Annotated in this window: 15 protein-coding genes; 8 read left to right on the top strand and 7 right to left on the bottom strand. The window is 70.6% G+C overall.

The features are described 5' to 3' along the window. Nucleotides 1-55 precede the first annotated feature (55 nt). Complete coding sequence (gene kstR / locus B118_RS0103035; RefSeq protein WP_018813424.1) at nt 56-676, bottom strand: cholesterol catabolism transcriptional regulator KstR; 621 nt, start codon at nt 674-676, stop codon at nt 56-58. A gap of 144 nt (nt 677-820) precedes the next feature. On the opposite strand from kstR, the gene B118_RS0103030 reads away from it, so the two are divergent. From B118_RS0103030 to pip, 5 genes are all read left to right on the top strand, one after another. Then, a complete protein-coding gene (locus tag B118_RS0103030) occupies nt 821-3,070 on the top strand; it encodes an acyl-CoA dehydrogenase family protein (RefSeq protein ID WP_027657849.1) in 2,250 nt (749 codons plus the stop codon). Between the two features lie 40 nt (nt 3,071-3,110). Continuing rightward, nucleotides 3,111-4,100 carry a bifunctional MaoC family dehydratase N-terminal/OB-fold nucleic acid binding domain-containing protein gene (locus B118_RS0103025; RefSeq protein ID WP_028192351.1) on the top strand — a complete coding sequence of 330 codons (990 nt, stop codon included), beginning with the start codon at nt 3,111-3,113 and terminating at the stop codon, nt 4,098-4,100. Next, nucleotides 4,097-4,486: a hotdog family protein gene (locus tag B118_RS0103020; RefSeq protein ID WP_018822095.1), complete on the top strand. Its 390-nt coding sequence runs from the start codon at nt 4,097-4,099 to the stop codon at nt 4,484-4,486. The genes B118_RS0103025 and B118_RS0103020 overlap by 4 nt, the downstream gene beginning before the upstream one ends. Next, a complete protein-coding gene (locus B118_RS0103015; RefSeq protein ID WP_028192350.1) occupies nt 4,483-5,670 on the top strand; it encodes a lipid-transfer protein in 1,188 nt (395 codons plus the stop codon). The genes B118_RS0103020 and B118_RS0103015 overlap by 4 nt, the downstream gene beginning before the upstream one ends. 68 nt (nt 5,671-5,738) lie before the next feature. Then, nucleotides 5,739-6,704 (top strand): prolyl aminopeptidase, encoded by a 966-nt coding sequence (gene pip / locus B118_RS0103010; RefSeq protein WP_018810516.1) that lies wholly within the window; start codon nt 5,739-5,741, stop codon nt 6,702-6,704. On the opposite strand, the gene B118_RS0103005 is transcribed toward pip, so the two are convergent. The 4 genes from B118_RS0103005 to B118_RS0102990 are packed head-to-tail and all read right to left on the bottom strand — an operon-like array spanning nt 6,695 to nt 10,900. Next, complete coding sequence (locus B118_RS0103005) at nt 6,695-7,786, bottom strand: acyl-CoA dehydrogenase family protein (protein WP_028192349.1); 1,092 nt, start codon at nt 7,784-7,786, stop codon at nt 6,695-6,697. The two genes, pip and B118_RS0103005, sit on opposite strands and share 10 nt — an antisense overlap. Next, a complete protein-coding gene (locus B118_RS0103000) occupies nt 7,783-8,790 on the bottom strand; it encodes an acyl-CoA dehydrogenase family protein (protein ID WP_028192348.1) in 1,008 nt (335 codons plus the stop codon). The genes B118_RS0103005 and B118_RS0103000 overlap by 4 nt, the downstream gene beginning before the upstream one ends. Continuing rightward, nucleotides 8,787-10,058 carry an acyl-CoA dehydrogenase family protein gene (locus tag B118_RS0102995; protein WP_028192347.1) on the bottom strand — a complete coding sequence of 424 codons (1,272 nt, stop codon included), beginning with the start codon at nt 10,056-10,058 and terminating at the stop codon, nt 8,787-8,789. Before B118_RS0102995 ends, B118_RS0103000 begins: the two co-directional genes overlap by 4 nt. Continuing rightward, nucleotides 10,055-10,900: an enoyl-CoA hydratase gene (locus tag B118_RS0102990; RefSeq protein WP_018219390.1), complete on the bottom strand. Its 846-nt coding sequence runs from the start codon at nt 10,898-10,900 to the stop codon at nt 10,055-10,057. The genes B118_RS0102995 and B118_RS0102990 overlap by 4 nt, the downstream gene beginning before the upstream one ends. 153 nt (nt 10,901-11,053) lie before the next feature. On the opposite strand from B118_RS0102990, the gene B118_RS0102985 reads away from it, so the two are divergent. Further along, a complete protein-coding gene (locus B118_RS0102985) occupies nt 11,054-12,214 on the top strand; it encodes an acyl-CoA dehydrogenase family protein (RefSeq protein ID WP_026270518.1) in 1,161 nt (386 codons plus the stop codon). After that, a complete protein-coding gene (locus B118_RS0102980) occupies nt 12,211-13,005 on the top strand; it encodes an SDR family oxidoreductase (RefSeq protein WP_027645379.1) in 795 nt (264 codons plus the stop codon). Before B118_RS0102985 ends, B118_RS0102980 begins: the two co-directional genes overlap by 4 nt. 39 nt (nt 13,006-13,044) lie before the next feature. Here the strand turns inward: B118_RS0102980 and B118_RS0102975 are convergent, their stop codons facing one another. Then, nucleotides 13,045-14,208, bottom strand: coding sequence for a steroid 3-ketoacyl-CoA thiolase (locus B118_RS0102975; protein WP_018219394.1), 1,164 nt, complete (start codon nt 14,206-14,208; stop codon nt 13,045-13,047). A 110-nt stretch (nt 14,209-14,318) separates the two neighbouring features. Here B118_RS0102975 and B118_RS0102970 point away from each other — a divergent pair, with 110 nt between their 5' ends. After that, the gene (locus B118_RS0102970; RefSeq protein WP_026270519.1) at nt 14,319-15,545 is read left to right on the top strand and encodes a cytochrome P450; all 1,227 of its coding nucleotides are present in this window, start codon (nt 14,319-14,321) and stop codon (nt 15,543-15,545) included. A 35-nt stretch (nt 15,546-15,580) separates the two neighbouring features. Here the strand turns inward: B118_RS0102970 and B118_RS0102965 are convergent, their stop codons facing one another. Beyond that, nucleotides 15,581-17,212, bottom strand: coding sequence for a GMC oxidoreductase (locus B118_RS0102965; RefSeq protein WP_028187905.1), 1,632 nt, complete (start codon nt 17,210-17,212; stop codon nt 15,581-15,583). Between the last annotated feature and the right edge of the window lie 225 nt (nt 17,213-17,437).

Here is a 17,437-nt window from a genome sequence, read left to right as displayed (position 1 = left end):
GGTGTTGTTCGCGGCCCGGTGGCGGCGGGGCCCCCAGGCTCCGCCGCCTTGGCCGTCAGCGCAGCAACAGGCGGGCGGCGAGTTCGAGATGCTCGTGCACGTCGTTAGCCGAGGCGCGTCGGGTTACCCAGGCGACCAGGCTGGAGAGCCAGACATCACCGATGACGCGGGCCTTGGCCCGGTCGTCCGCCGATGGCTTGCCGTCCCGCATGGCCAGGATGAACATGTCTTCCATGAGTCGGGCGACGGCGTTGACCTCGGTGGCGGCGGTCGGGTCGGCGAACATGAACGCCCGGGTCATCGCTTCGGTGAGCATGGGGTCGCGCTGCATGGCGCGAGTGACCCGGCCGAGGACGAACGCGGTCCGCTCGTGCGCCGTCTCGCCCGGAATGGCGGTGCGGCGGAGCCGGTCCTGCGTCCGCTCGAACTCTCGGGCCAGGGCGGAAACCAATAGGTGGATTTTGGAGGGGAAGTAGCGGTACAACGTGCCGAGGGCGACGTTGGCGTGTTCGGCGACGGTGCGCATCTGCACCGCGTCGTATCCTCCCCTGGAGGCCAGGACGAGGGTGGCGTCCAGGATGCGCCGTCGGCGTTCCCGCTGCGCCGCCGACCCCTGCTCGGTGTCGGTCAGGCTGCCCGCGCCCGGGCTTCTGGTATGTGTTCTCGACGCCACCATCTTGCCTTCCGTGATCTTGGTTGAATTGGCAGCGGCCATGCCGTCCCAAGTCTAGCAACGGGCGGGCATCGTGCGCTCAGGGTGGCTGGCGGAGGCAGGTAGAACATGTTCTACTGGCGTGAGGTGTCTGAGTGGGGAGGGTCGATGCCGATCGCGATGACCACCGACCAGTTGGCGCTCCAGGACGCGATCCGGCAGTGGGCTGCCGGAGCCGATCTCCTGGCCACCGTACGCGCGCTGGAGAACGGGCCGTCCGCAGCGGCCGACCGTTACTGGGCCGGCCTCACCGGCCTTGGCTGCTTCGCCCTGGCCGTGCCGGAGCAGCTCGGTGGTGACGGTGGCCGGGTCGGCGAGCTGGCCGCCGTGCTGGAACAGCTCACCGTCGCCCTGGTCCCCGGCCCGGTCATGCCCACCCTGCTCGCGGCCCTGACACTCGCGTCCACCGGGCCGACGCCCGTCGCGAAGAGCCTGCTGCCCGACCTTGCGGCCGGCAGGGTCTCGGTCGGGGTGGCGCTCACTCCAGGAGCGTTGACGGCGGTGCCGGTCGCCGGGGGAGCCTACCGGGTGACCGGGCAGGCCAACGCCGTACTCGGTGCGGGGAGCACCACCCACCTGATGTTGACCGCTGACACCGAAGCCGAAACGTTGTCGTTCGTGCTCGATCCGGAGCATGCGGGGGTCCACCACACCGCACGTACGCCGGTGGACTTCTCCCGGCCCCTGGCCGACGTGCGGTTGGCGGGGGTGCTCGTCGAGCCCGATCAGCTCCTGCCCACACCCGCGCCGGACCGACTCCGCGACTGCGCGGCGCTGCTGGCCGCGGTGGAGGCGGCAGCGGTGGCCTCCTGGTGCCTGCGCACCGCCACCGAGCATGCCAAGGTGCGGCGGCAGTTCGATCAGGCGATCGGGTCGTTCCAGGCGGTCGGGCACCTCTGCGCCGGGATGCTCTGCCGGGCGGAACGGGCCAACGCGGTGGCCTGGGACGCGGCCCGCGCCTACGACCAGGCGCCGGAGGAGCTCCCCCTGGCCGCCGCCACCGCCGCCGCGATCGCTCTGGACGCCGCGGTGGACAACGCCAAGGACTGTATTCAGGTGCTCGGCGGGATCGGGTTCACCTGGGAGCACGACGCCCACCTCTACCTGCGCCGAGCACTTGCCCTACGGCAGTTACTCGGCGGCGGCGCCCGATGGCGGCAGCGTTGCGCGGAGCTGACGTTGGCCGGGGCGCGTCGGCAGGTGTGGGCGGTTGGCGACGAGTACCGGGCCGAGACGGAAGCGGCACCGCCGTCGTCCGGAGCGGAGAGTGCCCCCGACTCCGCGGACCGGTTGGCGGTACGAGCCCAGCTCCAGGCGATCGCACAGCTTCCCGAGGCCGAGCGCCGGGCCCGGTTGGCGGACGTCGGATACCTCGCACCACACTGGCCCGCGCCGTACGGGCTCGACGCCACACCCGCCCGGCAACTCCTCATCGACGAGGAGCTGGACCGGGCCGGCGTTATCCGCCCGGACCTGGCGATCGCCGGCTGGGCCATCCCCACGATTCTGCGCTACGGCAGTGCCGCCCAGCAGAATCGGTTCGCCGGCCCGTCCCTGCGGGGCGAGCTCACCTGGTGTCAGCTCTTCAGCGAGCCGGAGGCCGGTTCGGATCTGGCCTCGCTGCGCACCCGGGCGAACCGGGTGCCGGGTGGTTGGCGGTTGTCCGGCCAGAAGGTCTGGACGTCGCTGGCGGCCGAGGCGGACTGGGCGATCTGCCTGGCCCGCACCGATCCCACGGTGAGCAAGCATCGTGGGCTGACCTATTTCCTGGTCGACATGCGCAGCCCCGACATCGAGATTCGCCCACTGCGCGAGATCACCGGGCGGTCGGTCTTCAACGAGGTCTTCCTGGATGACGTCTTCGTCCCCGACGAGGGTGTGGTGGGCGAGCCAGGACAGGGCTGGCGGCTGGCCCGGGCGACGCTCTCCTACGAGCGGGTCGCCATGGGACGCGGGCCCGGATTCGGTGCCGACGTGGACCGACTGGTCCGGATGGTGGGGGCGGGTGGAGTCGCCGGCGAGCCGGGGATGCGGGAACGCCTGGGTGGTCACATCGCGGATGGTCTCGCGGTCTCCCTGGTGGAGTGCCGGGCCACGCTACGGCAGCTCGGTGCTGGTGGAGGTGGGCCAGAATCGGCGGTCGCCAAGTTGATCGGTGTCAGCCATCGACAGGCGGTGGCCGAGACGGCGCTGACGCTCTGCGGTCCGAACGGTGCGGCGGCCGACGGCGCGAGTGCGGAGCCAGTCCACCACTTCCTCCTCACCCGATGCCTCAGTATCGCCGGCGGAACCACCCAGATCCTGCTCTCCCTGGTGGCCGAACGGGTTCTCGGCCTGCCCCGGGCATCCGCGGGCTGACTGTGGATCAGGCCAGTCGCCGGGGGAGGAGGGAGATTCGATGGAGGACACTGTCAACGCCGCCGCGGAGCGGATCCGGGCTGCCGGTGCGGGGCCGGCCCGGCCGGCACGCGACCCGGTCAACCTACCGATGATCCGGAACTGGCTGGAGGCGATCGGCGACCGCAATCCCCGCTACGAGCAGGACGGTCTGGCACCACCAGCGATGACGCAGGTGTGGACGATGCGTGGCCTACACCCGGCCGCGGATCCCGCCGATCCGCTGTCGGCCATGTCCGCCGTACTCGATCGGGCCGGGTTCACCTCAGTGGTGGCCACGAACTGCGAGCAGACATACCACCGGTATCTGCGCGACGGCGAACGGGTCGAGGTGCGCAGCCGGCTGGTAGACGTGCGCGGACCAAAACGAACGGCGCTCGGCGAGGGCTGGTTTGTCACCACCGACAGCACCTGGTACGTCGGTGCGGAGGCCGTAGCGTCGATGACCTTCCGGGTGCTCAAGTTCCGGCCGCCGGGCTCCACCGCGGCCGCTCCGGCATCCGCGCCGGCTCCGGCGACATCCGGGCGGGCCCCGGCTCCGGCTCCGGCTCCGGCACCGGCACCGGCACCGGCACCCGAGCCGGCTCCGGCGGCGGCGGACGTGCTCCGGCCGGTCCTCACCCGGGACACCGCCTACTTCTGGGCTGGCACCGCCGCCGGCGAGCTGCGCATCCAGCGGTGCGGCGGTTGTGGTCAGCTGCGACATCCACCGGGGCCGGTCTGCCGACGGTGCGGCGCCGACCGCCAGGACCACCTGGCCGCCCGCGGTACCGGTGAGGTCTTCAGCTTCGTGGTGCACCGGCATCCACCGGTGCCGGGGCGGCGGCTACCGGTCGTGGTCGTTCTGGTGGAGCTGACCGAAGGGGTACGGATGGTGGGCGAGCTGCTCGGAGCGGACCCGGCGCAGGTGCGGATCGGCGCCGCGGTCCAGGTTGACTTCGTACCGGTGGACGCCGAGCTGACCCTGCCGGCGTGGCGGCTGCTGCCATGAACGCGGCGGTCGGCGTCGTCCTGCCGGAACTGCGGATCCCGGTCACCCCGACCTTCGTGATCAGCACCGCGGTGGCCACCCGGGACTTCCAGGATGTACACCACGATCGGGACCAGGCCGTGCGGCGGGGCTCGAAGGACATCTTCCTCAACATTCTGACCACGACCGGACTGGTACAGCGGTACGTGACCGACTGGGCGGGAGCGACAGCGATGGTGCACCGCGTCGCCATCCGGCTCGGGGCGCCCTGCTACGCGTACGACACGCTCGTCCTGACCGGTCAGGTGACGCGGGTGTCGGCAACCGGGTGTGTGGTGGCCGTGGTGGGGCGGGTTGCCGGGGGCGATCATGTCACCGGGCAGGTTGAGGTCGGGAGGCTTCCGTGATCTCGGGAAGAGCGGCGATCGTCGGGGTCGGCGAGACGGAGTTCTCCAAGAACTCCGGCCGCAGCGAGCTCCAACTGGCGGTGGAGGCGGTTCGCACGGCACTCGCCGACGCCGGGCTGACACCGGTCGATGTCGACGGTCTGGTGACCTTCTCCATGGACAGCACCGCCGAGATCGCCCTGGCCCGGGAGATCGGTGCCGGGGAGCTGCGCTTTTTCAGTCAGGTCGGCTACGGCGGCGGTGCGGCCTGTGCCACGGTGCAGCAGGCGGCCCTGGCGATCAGCGCCGGGGTGGCGCGGGTCGTGGTGTGTTACCGCGCGCTCAACGAGCGCTCCGGCCGCCGCTTCGGTCGGGTGTCGCGGGATATCTCGCGCGCACCGACCAGCTCCGGCGTCGACAATGGCTGGCACTACCCGATGGGGTTGAGTACCCCGGCGGCCACCGTGGCCATGGTCGCCCGGCGCTACCAGCACGTCTTCGGGGCCACCGGGGAGGACTTCGGCCGGGTGGCCGTGGCTGCGCGCCGGCATGCCGCGACCAACCCACGAGCCTGGTTCTTCGAACGACCGATCACCCTCGCCGACCACCAGGCGTCCCGGTGGATCGCCGAGCCACTTCGGCTCCTGGACTGCTGCCAGGAGAGCGATGGAGCGGTCGCCGTGGTGGTGGCCGGCGTCGAGCAGGCCGCCGATCTGCGGCAGACCCCCGCGGTGATAACCGCTGCCGCGCAGGGCAGCGGAGCGGAGCAGTACATCATGACCAGCTACTACCGCGACAACCTGACCGGCCTACCGGAGCTCGGCGTGGTCGGGCGGCAACTCTGGGAGCAGTCCGGTCTCGGCCCCGACGACGTGCGGGTCGCGGTGCTGTATGACCACTTCACCCCGTACGTCTTGATGCAGTTGGAGGAGTTGGGGTTCTGCCCGCCGGGCGAGGCACGGCACTTCATCGCTGACGGCGCGATCGAACTGGATGGTCGGCTCCCGGTCAACCCGCACGGTGGGCAGCTCGGCGAGGCCTACATCCATGGGATGAACGGCATCGTGGAGGCGGTCCGGCAGATCCGGGGAAGTTCGGTCAACCAGGTCGCCGGGGCTGGTCCGGTGCTGGTGACCGCCGGCACCGGCGTACCGACCAGTGGCCTCCTGCTCGGGCCCCCCGACCTCGGCCACATCGGACCCTGAGCCACCTCCGGCTCCGGCTGCCGTTGGGCCCCGAGCGCGGTCGGCGCGCGACTGGTTGAATCACGCGGATGATGCGTGTGTATCCCGAGATCGAACCCTTCGCGGCTGGCCTGCTCGCAGTCGGGGACGGCCACCTCGTCTATTGGGAGAGCTGCGGCAACCCACTCGGCAAGCCGGCGCTGGTGTTGCACGGCGGCCCCGGTTCCGGCGCCAGCGCCGGCTGGCGGCGGTTCTTCGATCCGGCCGTCTACCGGATAGTCCTGTTCGACCAGCGGGGGTGCGGGCGCAGCACACCGGACGCGGGTGACGTCCGAACCGACCTGTCGACCAACACCATGCCGCACCTGCTGGCCGACATCGAAAAGCTGCGCGAACACCTGAACATCGACCGGTGGTTGCTGCTCGGCGGATCGTGGGGCAGCGCGCTCGGCCTCGGCTACGCCCAGCGGCACCCCGACCGGGTCACCGAGATGGTGTTGTTCAGCGTCGTCACCAGCACCCCGGCCGAGCATCGGTGGATCACCCGCGACCTCGGACGAATCTTCCCCGAACAGTGGGACAGGTTTTCGGATGCGGTACCGGCCGCCGAACGCGACGGCAACCTGCCCGCCGCCTACGCCCGGCTGTTGGCCGATCCGGACGAGACGGTACGCGACCGCGCCGCCCGCGCCTGGTGCGCCTGGGAGGACGCCCTCGTCTCGAACCTACCCGGTAGTGGGCCCGACCCCAGGTTCGAGGACCCGGTGTTCCGGATGACCTTCGCCCGCCTCGTCACCCACTACTGGGCACACGACGGTTGGTTCACCGACGGCGAGTTGATGGCAGGTGCCCACCGGCTCGCCGGAATTCCCGGCGTGCTGGTTCACGGCCGGCTCGACCTGGGCAGCCCGGTGGACGTCCCGTGGCAACTGTCCAAGGCCTGGCCCGCCGCGCGGTTGGAGCTGGTCGACGAGGCCGGTCACGGTGCCGGACACGGTGTCGGGGACGCGGTCATCAGCGCCTTGGACCAATTCGGCGCCTCCTATCACGACTGAGTGCCGATGACCGCGTCCGCGAGCCGGGCGAGATGTGCCCGCGGGTGCCCGAAGAGGTGCGCCGCCCCGTGGGCCCGTTTGAAGTAGCGGTGCGCGTCGTGCTCCCAGGTGATACCGATGCCGCCGTGTAGCTGGATCATCTGCGCGGCGGCCTGTTCCAGCGCCTCGGCGCAGTGGACCGCGGCCCCGGCGGCGAGCAGGTGGGCGTCGGGTGCGTCGGAGTCGAGGCTCGACACCGCCGCATACGACAGGGAGCGAGCGCTCTCCACCACGACGTGTAGGTCGGCCAGCCGGTGTGCGATCGCCTGGAAGGCACCGATTGGCCGGCCGAACTGCACCCGGCTCAGCGCGTACGCCACGGTCAGCTCCACGGCCCGCGTGGCCGCCCCGACCTGCTCGGCGCTGAGCGCGACGCAGGCGATGTCCCGGAGCCGTTCCAGCGGGTTCACCTCGCCCAGCTGACGACCGGTTGCCCCGTCGAGCACGACCACCCCCAGCCGGCGGGTCAGGTCCACGGTGGTGACCGGGCGTCGTCGGACGCCGGCAGCGTGTGGATCCACCTCGAAGAGTCGGACCCCCGCCGGGGTACTCGCGGCGACCAGCAGCACGTCGGCCACGGTGGCGTCGAGCACGTGGTGCGCCTCGCCGATGAGCCGGCCGCCCTTCGTCGCGGTGACCGCGGGCCGGTGTGGATCCCAGTCCCCGTGCTGGTCGGTCCAGGCGAGCGCGGCCAGCCGTTCTCCGCCGACCAGGTCGGGCAGGATGCGGCGGCAGGCCGCCTCGTCCCCGCTGTGCAGCAGGGCCTGGCCGGCGAGGACCGCGCAGCCGAGCATCGGTGCGGGGGTGAGGGTGCGGCCCAACTCGTCCAACACGACATGGGCCTCGCCCAGACCGGCGCCGAGCCCACCGAACCGTTCGGGTACGGCGAGTCCCGCCACTCCGATCTGGCCACACAGCACCTGCCAGAGCTCGGTGTCGTCTCCCGTCGTTGACTCGGTCAGCTCGGCGATGGACCGGTCGGCGGTGTGCCGGGACAGCACACCGCGGACGCTCATCCGCAGGGCTTGCTGCTCCGTCGTCATGTCAGAGCTCCAGTGGCTAGTGCGGTCCGGATCCGATCGCGGTGCCAGGACTGGGTGCCCCAGGTCCGAGCCAGCGCCCAGATCCTGGTCAGCCAGGAGTCGAGGCCGGACTCCCGGGCGTACCCGATCGCCCCGTGCACCTGTAGTGCGGTGCGGGCCGCCCGTTGGGCGGCGTCGGCGCAGGCCACCTTCGCGGCGGAGACGTCGCGGGCAGCCGTGGACGGGTGGTCGGCGAGGGCGACGGCGGCGGCGTACAGCAGCGGCCGGGCGAACTCGAGGCCGATCGCCACGTCGGCGAGCTGGTGCTTGACCGCCTGGAACTGCCCGATTGGTTGGCCGAACTGGGTGCGTTGGCCGGCGTACCGGAGGGTCGTCTCCAGCAGCGCGTGGCCCGCTCCGAGAAGCTGCGCCGCACAGGCCAGCGCGCCGGCGTTGAGGGCGTGGGCGATAGCCGGGCCGACGGCCGGACCGGTCGCCAGCAGCGCTCCGTCGGCCACCTCGACCAGTCGTCGGGTGCCGTCCACCGAGCGCAGTCGTGGCCCCGGCACCCCGAGGCGCAGCGTCTGCTCATCCGCCCGGAGAACCAGGGACACGACATCAGCGTCCGTCGCGTACGGCACGTGCGGCGGCACGGCGAGTGTGCCGATCACCTCGCCGTTGGCGAGCCGGGGCAGCCAGGTCTCGCAGAGCGCGTCGTCGCCGAGCGCCGTCAGCAGCACGGGCAGGGCGGCGATGGACTCGGCGGCCGGACCGGGCAGGGCGTGGTGCCCGAGCTCCTCGCACGCGACGACGAGGTCCGCCGGGTGTGCGGCCAGGCCACCCCACCGTGCCGGCACCGCCAGCCCGGTCACGCCGAGCTCGGCCAGCTGGCGCCAGAGTGCCTGCCCGGGAGCCGGGTCGTCGGCGGCCCACTGCCGGGCGACGGCGGGAATGTCCGCCTCGGTCAACATCGCGTGGAGGGCGGCGGCGAACTGCTCCTGCTCCGCGGAGGGGGTCAGCTTCATCGTCGATCCCGGGGCAGGCCGAGTACCCGTTCGGCGATCACCGTGCGCTGGATCTCGTTGGTGCCGGCGTAGATCGGACCGGCTAGGGAGAACAGGTAGCCGTCCAGCCAGGCGTCCGCGTCGCCGGCATCGTCCGCCCGGCCCGCCGAATTCGCCGGAAGACCACCGATTTCGGCGTACGGCCCGAGGAGGTCGAGCGCCACCTCGTGTAGGGCGACGTCCAGTTCGGACCAGAAAACCTTGGTCATGCTGGCGGCGTGGCCACTGCCCCGCAACGCCGTCGAACCGGTCTGCGCTGGTCGATCGGCTCGGCCGGGGGGTGGCGGAGGCTCGGGCGTCCGGTCGGCGGCCTCCTGGGTGGCCGTGCCGTAGCTGTGCAGCTGGTACGCCCGGGCGGCGATCCAGCCGGCAACGACGCGGTCGGACAGCCCCGGGTCGGCGGCGTGCGCACCGGCCTGACACCACAGCCGTACGAGCCGCTGGGCGGCGGCGGTGAAGCGTCCCGGACTGCGCAGCGACAACCCGCGCTCGTGGCCCGCGGTGCTCATCGCGACGGTCCAACCCTGGTCCACCACGCCGAGCACGTCGGCGTCGGGCACGAACACCTGGTCGAGGAAGATCTCGGCGAAGCCGGCCGCACCGCCCACCTGTTGGATCGGCCGGACCGTGACGCCCGCGGCGCGGAGGTCGAACATCAGGTACGTCAGGCCGCGGTGGCGGTCCACTCCGGTGCGGAAGAGCCCGAACGCGTGATCGGCCCGTGCCGCCCGGGTGCTCCAGGTCTTCTGCCCGGACAGGAGCCAACCGCCGTCGGTGCGTACCGCACGGGAGCGGATTCCGGCCAGGTCGCTGCCGGCCTCCGGCTCCGACCAGGCCTGCGCCCACACGTCGTCGGCCCGTGCCATCCGGGGCAGCAGGCGAGCCCGCTGCTCGGCCGTGCCGTGGGTGAACAGGGTCGGAGCCAGGAGGAAGAGGCCGTTCTGGTTGATCCGGACCGGCGCCCGCGCGCGGTGGTACTCCTCCTCGAAGATCAGCCACTGCAGGGGTGAGACGTCGCGTCCACCGTAGGCGGTGGGCCAGGACACCACCGACAGCCCGGCCGCGGCGAGGCGTCGCTCCCACGCCCGGTGGGCCCGGTCACCCGCCGGAGTTTCCACGGGCGGCAACGGCGTGGTGGGCACGTTCGTCGCCAGCCACGACCGGACCTCCGCCCGGAACGCGCGGGTCTCGTTGTCGAGGTCGAGGTTCATCGTGCCGACCGGGCTCACGAACTGGACCTCGCCTTCATGCTCGCGGCGTCCATCCCGGCCAGCGGGTCGCCGGCCACCTCCGCGTTGTGCGCGTGCGCGAGGTGGTGCAGACCGAAGGCGGCGTCCATCGCCGAGCGCATTCCCATCAGATCCTCGGCCTGGTTGACGGCCCGTTTGGTCAGGGCCAGTCCAAAGCGGGGCATCTCGGCGATTCGTTGCGCGATACCGAGGGTGTGGGAGTGCAACTCCGCCCGGGGGACGACCCGGTTGACCATGCCGACCTCGTACGCGCGCCGGGCATCGAACCGGTCCCCGGTGAAGAGGATCTCCTTGGCGAGGCGGGGGCCCAACGTCCACGGGTGGGCGAAGTACTCCACGCCGGGGATGCCCATCCGGACCACGGGGTCGGCGAAGTACGCGTCCTCGGCCGCGATGATCAGGTCGCAGACCCAGGCGAGCATGAGTCCGCCGGCGAGGCAGGCCCCCTGCACCATCGCGATGGTCGGCTTCGGAAGCTCCCGCCAGCGCCGGCACATGCCAAGGTAGACCTCCATCTCCCGGGCGTACCGCTGATCGGCGCCGGACCGGCCGACGTGGTCCCACCAGAGCACCGCCCGGCGCTCGAAGCTCTTTTCGACGTCTCGGCCGGGTGAGCCGATGTCGTGGCCCGCGGAGAAGTGCTCACCGGCGCCGGCGAGCACGATGACCGCGACCGAATCGTCATTCACGGCCGCGGCGAAGGCGGAGTCGAGGGCGTAGGTCATCGCCGAGTTCTGGGCGTTCCGGTAGCGGGGCCGGTTCATCGTGACCACCGCGGTGGCGCCCTGGCGTTCGAGTCGTACCAACCCGTCTGCTGTCACTGTGCTGCCTCCTGCCGAAGCACCTGCTCGAGTGGTTTGTCGGTCGGGTCGGGTGGCGTGGTTTCCTGCTCTGCTCGGCGTTCCATCGACACCTCCTCACGCAAGCAAGTGCTTGGTAGGGTGAGCCTACGCGCGCTTCGGGAGGTGACACCAGTGCACGACGACGAGTTCCGGCGGGCGGTGCGCGCCTGGCTGGTGGAGAATGTCAGCGCTGAGCTGCGGGGGGCGGGTGGACCGGGCCGGGAGCACGAGGCATACCGCGAACGGCTGGCTTTCAACCGCCGGCTGGCCGCCGCCGGCTGGACCTGTCTCGGCTGGCCGGTCGAGCACGGCGGTCGGGGCGCGACGCTCGCCCAACAGGTCGCCTTCCACGAGGAGTACGCCCGGGCCGGTGCTCCGGCGCGCGTCGGCCACCTGGGTGAGGAACTGCTCGGTCCGACGTTGATCGCCTACGGCACGCCGGAGCAGCGCCGGCGCTTCCTGCCCGGGATTCGCGCTGTCGAACAGCTGTGGTGCCAGGGATACTCCGAACCGGGGGCGGGGTCTGATCTCGCCGCCGTGGCGACCCGCGCCCGACTCGTCGGTGACGAGTGGATTATCGACGGCCAGAAGGTGTGGACCTCGCTGGCGCACGTGGCGCACTGGTGCTTTCTCCTGGCCCGGACCGAGCCCGCCGGCACCGGGCCGCGCCAGGCCGGGCTCTCCTATCTGCTGGTGCCGATGCGGCAACCCGGCATTACGGTGCGGCCCATCCGCCAACTGACTGGTACCTCGGAGTTCAACGAGGTCTTCTTTGACGGCGCGCGCACCTCGCGGGACCTGGTTGTCGGCGAGGTGGGCCAGGGGTGGCGGGTGGCGATGGGCACTCTCGCGTTCGAGCGGGGCGCGGCGACACTCGGCCAACAGGTCGGGTTCCAGCGGGAGCTGGACCGCCTGGTGGCGCTTGCCCGGCACACCGGCGTCGCCGGTGAACCAGAGCTGCGCGACCGGCTTGCCCGCGCCGCTGTCGGGCTCTGGGCGCTGCGCGCGCACACCCTACGGACGATGGCCGAGGCGGACCAGTCGGGTTCCGGGCAGGGTGCGTCCGCGGTGAAGCTGCTCTGGTCGCGGTGGCATCAGCAACTCGGCGAGTTGGCGATGCAGGTGCGCGGTGCCGCCGGAACGGTTGCCCAGGATGCCCCCTACGACCTGGACGACTGGCAGCGCCTCTTCCTGTTCGGTCGTGCGGAAACGATCTACGGCGGGTCGGACGAGATCCAACGGGGCATCATCGCCGAGCGGGTTCTCGGTCTGCCGCGACAGGCCCGCGGATGAGGCCCCCGGGCCCGACGCCGCCGTTTCGCCCGGCTGGTCGGGAACTGCTCGCGGAGAAGGTGGTGGTGGTGACCGCGGCGGCGGGATCCGGGATCGGTGCGGCCGTGGTGGAACGCTGCCTGGACGAGGGGGCGCTCGTGGTGATCAGCGACCGGCATCTCCGGCGGCTTGCCGAGAGCCACGAACGGCTCTCGGCGGACCACCCGGGCCGGGTTCGGTCGGTGCCCTGTGACGTGACCGACGAGCAGGCAGTCGAAGCGTTGGTCAACGCCGCCGTGACGGGTTATGGACGGCTGGACGTGATGATCAACAATGCCGGGCTCGGCGGCACCGCGTCGGTCATGGAGATGACCGACGACGAGTGGTCGCGGGTGCTGGACGTGACTCTGACCGGCACGTTTCGCTGTACGCGGGCAGCGGTACGGCAGATGCTGGCGCAGGGCCACGGTGGTGTGGTGGTCAACAACGCGTCGGTGCTGGGCTGGCGGGCCCAGGCCGGTCAGGCGCACTATGCGGCTGCCAAGGCGGGGGTGATGGCGTTGACCCGGTGTGCGGCGCTGGACGCGGCACCCCACGGCATCCGCGTCAACGCGGTGGCGCCCAGCCTCGCCATGCACCCCAACCTGTCGAAGGTGACCAGTGCGGACCTGCTCGCCGAGCTCACCGGCCAGGAGGCGTTCGGCCGGGCGGCGCAGCCCTGGGAGGTCGCGGCCGTCATGGCCTTCCTCGCCAGCGACTACGCCTCCTATCTCACCGGTGAGGTGGTGTCGGTCAGTAGCCAGCATCCCTGAGTGCCACCGCACCCAACGGCGGGCATCGCCGCCGGAGGGTCAGAGGCGCTCGATGATGGTCGCGGTGGACATGGCGCCCCCGGCGCACATCGTGATCAATGCTGTGCGGGTGGCGGTTCGCTCCAACTCGTGTAGGGCGGTGGTGAGCAGTCGGGCCCCGGTGCTGCCCACCGGATGCCCGAGGGCGATCGCGCCGCCGTTGACGTTCACCTTCTCCGGGTCGGCGCGGTGGGCCGACAGCCAGGACAGCACGACGGCGGCGAACGCCTCGTTGACCTCGAACCGATCGATATCCTCGATCTTCATGCCGGCGCGGGACAGCACGCGTTCGGTCGCCTGCACGGGGCCGTCCAGGTGGTAGTAGGGCTCGGCGCCGACCAGGCACTGGGCGACGATCCGGGCTCGTGGGCGGAGACCGAGCGCGCGGGCCCGGTCGGCCTCCATCAGTAGTACCGACGCGGCGCCGTCGGAGATCTGCGACGAGGTGCCGGCGGTGTGCAGCCCGCCGTCGATCACCGGTCGTAGTCGGTTCAGCGCCGCCAGGGTGGTGTCCCGCAGGCCCTGGTCCCGCTCCACCGTGTGGGCTTCTCCGGTTGGCTGCCCCTCGCTGTCGAGGATGGGCGCGGTCACTGGTACGACCTCGCGGTCGTAGTGCCGCCGTGCCCAGGCCCGAGCGGCGTTGGACTGCGAGCGGACGCCGAACTCGTCCACCGCCGTACGGGACAGTCCCCGCCGGACGGCGATCCGTTCGGCGGCGACGTACTGGTTGGGTAGGTCAATCTCCCACGAGGCCGGCCGGGGAGTGCCGGCGTCCACGCCGAGATTCGCGCGCAGCGGTACCCGGCTCATCGCCTCGACACCACAGGCGATGCCGACCTCGATGGCGTCGGTGGCGATGAGCCCGGCGACCAGATGTGCGGCGTGCTGGGATGAACCGCACTGGGCGTCGATGGTGAGACAGCCCGTCCGGTACGGCAGGCCGGCGTGTAGCCAGGCGGTGCGGGTGATGTTGTTGGACTGCTCGCCGCCCTGGGTGACGCACCCGCCGATGACCTGCTCGACGGTGTCCGGGTCGAGGTCTGCATGGGTGACGAGGGCGCGTTGTGCCGCGCCGAGCAGCTCGGCGGCGTGCAGCCCCGCCAGCCAGCCGCCCCGTTTGCCGATCGGTGTGCGAACCGCGTCAACGATCACCGGAGTGCCCATCGCACCGTCCCTTCGGAGAGCGAACGTGCTCCGCGCCGGAGCTCACGCTGCGTTGTCGAAACAACATGTGATCTGTTTCAATATTAGAACAGGTTACAGTAGGAGGTTCGATGACTGAGCCGCGTATTCCAGTGGGATTTGACTTCACCGACCCGGCCGTCCTGGAGCGCCGTGTGCCTCGGGAGGAGTTCGCCGAGCTGCGCCGGACGGCCCCGGTCTGGTGGAACGTCCAACCGAGGGGCTCGGCCGGCTTCGACGACGACGGGTACTGGGTGGTCACCCGGTACGCCGATGTCATGGCGGTTTCCCGGGACAGCGAAACGTACTCGACCCGGGAGAACACCGCGATCGCCCGTTTCCAGCCGGGCACCACCCAGGCGGATCGAGAGATGCAGCGGGTCATCATGATCAACGTCGACCCGCCGGAGCACACCAAGCTACGGGCCATCGTGTCCCGCGGCTTCACCCCCAGAGCGATCAACGCGTTGCGTGGGTCGCTGGCGGAGCGGGCCGAGCGCATCGTGCGGGACGCGGCCGTGCGGGGCACGGGTGACTTCGTCACCGACGTCGCCTGCGAACTACCGCTGCAGGCGATCGCAGAGCTGATCGGGGTGCCGCAGCACCACCGTCGGAAGGTCTTCGACTGGTCGAACCAGCTGATCGGCTACGACGATCCGGCGTACGGTGTGGATCCGATGGCCGCCGCCGCCGAGCTGCTCGCGTACGCGATGGAGATGGCCAACGAGCGACAGCGCAACCCGAGCGACGATCTGGTGACCAAGCTGGTCAACGCGCAGATCGACGGAGAGCACCTGACGACCGACGAGTTCGGCTTCTTCGTGATGCTCTTGGCGGTGGCGGGCAACGAGACGACCCGGAACGCGATCACCCACGGCATGTTGGCCTTCCTCGAGCACCCAGACCAGTGGGAACTGTTCAAGGCCGAGCGCCCCCGGAGCGCGGTCGAGGAGATCATTCGCTGGGCTACCCCGGTGAACGTCTTCCAACGCACCGCGTTGGTCGACACCACCCTGGGCGGGCAGGCGATCACCGCCGGCCAACGGGTAGCGCTCTTCTACGGGTCGGCCAACTTCGACGAGTCGGTGTTCGAGGAGCCGGAACGGTTCGACATCACCCGGAGCCCCAATCCGCACCTCGGATTCGGCGGTAGTGGTGTGCACTTCTGTCTGGGTGCGAACCTCGCCCGCCTGGAGATCGAACTGATCTTCAATTCGATCGCCGACCACATGCCGGACATCCGCAAGGTGGCCGATCCGCAGCGGCTGCGGTCGGGCTGGATCAACGGGATCCGGGAGATGCCGGTGCGGTACCGCTGAACGGGGGCCCGGCTCGTGGCCGGGCCCCGTACGGGTCAGGAGTGCACGGCGAGGAACCGATCCATGCAGCGTTCGGCGTTCGCGGTGATGGTCAGGGAAGGGTTGGCCAGGCAGGCCGTACCCGGCAGGATCGATCCGTCGACGCAGAAGAGGTTGGGGTAGTCGAGGCACCGACCGCCGAAGTCGGTCGCCTTGCCCATGACCATGCCACCCAACGGGTGCCAGGTGTTCGCCGCGCCGAGCCCGGTACCGACGCCCCGGGCGTAGGTCGGCAGACCGTGCAGGAGGTACCCCTTGCGGCCCTCGGTCTCCCACCACAACCGGGTCACCAGGTTAACCGCCGCCTTCTCGGAGGTGGTCTCCAGCACGCCGTACGGCCAGTGCACCCTGCCGGTCCCGGTATCCGGGTCGTAGCGAATCTCGCCTCGTTCCGGAGCCATACTGGTTACCAGGTGCGCCGTGGTACGCGGCATCCAACGGGGAACCGGTGCCGCCTCCCACGCCATCGAGGTGGGTGCGTACGGGTTGTCCTCGTCGATGTACTTGACGTTACCCGGACCGCCCTGGGCGTGGCCGACGTCCTTTCGTAGATTGATCCGGGTCACCAGGAAGTCGCCGTTGTTGCCCCAGCCCTTACCCACCTCCTGGTTGACCAGGCGGGGAAGTCCGCCCTTGGCCCGGGAGGTGAGCAGCAGCGAGGTGGTGTAGACGGAACCCGCCGCCATGAACAGGTAGTCACAGACGAAGGTCTTGGTGGAGAGAACCGTGCCGTGCTCATCGATCTGGCGGCACCTGATCTCGAACTTGTCCTGGCCGGACACCTCATGGATCTCGGTGACCTCGTGCAATGCCAAGGTGGTCACGTTGCCGGTCGCGGTGGCCCAGGCGAGGTAGTTGCGGTCCACGCTGTTCTTCGCCCCGGAGTTGCTGCCGTACGGGCCCTCGCCGATCGTGTGGCAGGGCACGGCGTCACCGGCGAGTTCGGCGCGGACCACGTCCCAGTCCACGGCGAACGGGATGGGCAGGGGGGTCTGCTTGAACTCCGACAGGTAGTCGAGCCAGGCGCGGGCTCCCCGGTAGGGGCCGGTGCTCTGCACGTCCTCGGGGATCGGCGCGGCGCCGAGGCGTTGCCGAGCCCGGGGCCAGTAGACATCGTTCATCTCGTCGAAGCCGACCTCGGCCGGGTATGCCTGCTCCCACTCGCTGCGCCGCGGCTGCGGTAGGAACATCCCGATGGCGAGGGAGCCGCCGCCTACTCCGGTTCCGCTCAGCACCGAGATTCCATCTCCGTCGTGGCGGGCGATCAACCCAGCACGCTTCTCGATCGTCGAACCGAGGTTGATGCCCAGTGGTGGGCGGTCCAGGAACCAGCCACACCGCCAGTCCGGCTCATTGATGCTGCAGAACGTGGAGCCGGAGCCGTCCACATCCCAGCGGCGACCACGCTCCAGCACGGTGGTGACCACTCCGGCCTGGCCGAGTCGGTAGGCGGCGACCGCCCCACCGAAGCCACTACCAATGACCACGGCGGTCTTTCCGGCCAACGCGGGTACCGGACCACCCGCCTGGGCCGCCTGCTGGCCTAGAGCGGCCCCGGCGACGGCGGCGCCGGCGCCGAGCGTGGTGGCCCGGAGTAGGCCACGTCGGGTAAGGCTCGTACCTGTCATGCTCGGCCCCTTCGATTGTTGGTCGTGATCGGTGTCCGATGCCCATGCGTCACGTCGGGCGCGCGCCGACCGTCCCTCGGGCTCAGGTCTCCCGCCTGGTGGTGAGCGGCTGGCGGTGTCGATCGAGATTGACCACCAGCTTGGTGACAGAGTCGCCGATGGCTGGCGGCCGACCGCATCCGTGGCGATCGCCGCCGGGGTTGATCGTGGCGGTCACCGCCTATC

The sequence above is a fragment of the Salinispora pacifica CNR114 genome, from assembly GCF_000514775.1.
In the GTDB taxonomy this organism is placed as follows: Bacteria; Actinomycetota; Actinomycetes; order Mycobacteriales; family Micromonosporaceae; genus Micromonospora; species Micromonospora pacifica.
The sequence above is the reverse complement of the archived record's forward strand: the minus strand, read 5'-3'. Positions and strand labels throughout refer to the sequence as shown.

Bases quoted from the DNA above. Each gene is read 5' to 3' on its own strand.
- kstR (WP_018813424.1), bottom strand. From the start codon at position 676: ATGGTGGCGTCGAGAACACATACCAGAAGCCCGGGCGCGGGCAGCCTG.
- B118_RS0103030 (WP_027657849.1), top strand. From the start codon at position 821: ATGCCGATCGCGATGACCACCGACCAGTTGGCGCTCCAGGACGCGATC.
- B118_RS0103025 (WP_028192351.1), top strand. From the start codon at position 3,111: ATGGAGGACACTGTCAACGCCGCCGCGGAGCGGATCCGGGCTGCCGGT.
- B118_RS0103020 (WP_018822095.1), top strand. From the start codon at position 4,097: ATGAACGCGGCGGTCGGCGTCGTCCTGCCGGAACTGCGGATCCCGGTC.
- pip (WP_018810516.1), top strand. From the start codon at position 5,739: ATGATGCGTGTGTATCCCGAGATCGAACCCTTCGCGGCTGGCCTGCTC.
- B118_RS0103005 (WP_028192349.1), bottom strand. From the start codon at position 7,786: ATGACGACGGAGCAGCAAGCCCTGCGGATGAGCGTCCGCGGTGTGCTG.
- B118_RS0103000 (WP_028192348.1), bottom strand. From the start codon at position 8,790: ATGAAGCTGACCCCCTCCGCGGAGCAGGAGCAGTTCGCCGCCGCCCTC.
- B118_RS0102980 (WP_027645379.1), top strand. From the start codon at position 12,211: ATGAGGCCCCCGGGCCCGACGCCGCCGTTTCGCCCGGCTGGTCGGGAA.
- B118_RS0102975 (WP_018219394.1), bottom strand. From the start codon at position 14,208: ATGGGCACTCCGGTGATCGTTGACGCGGTTCGCACACCGATCGGCAAA.
- B118_RS0102970 (WP_026270519.1), top strand. From the start codon at position 14,319: ATGACTGAGCCGCGTATTCCAGTGGGATTTGACTTCACCGACCCGGCC.
- B118_RS0102965 (WP_028187905.1), bottom strand. From the start codon at position 17,212: ATGACAGGTACGAGCCTTACCCGACGTGGCCTACTCCGGGCCACCACG.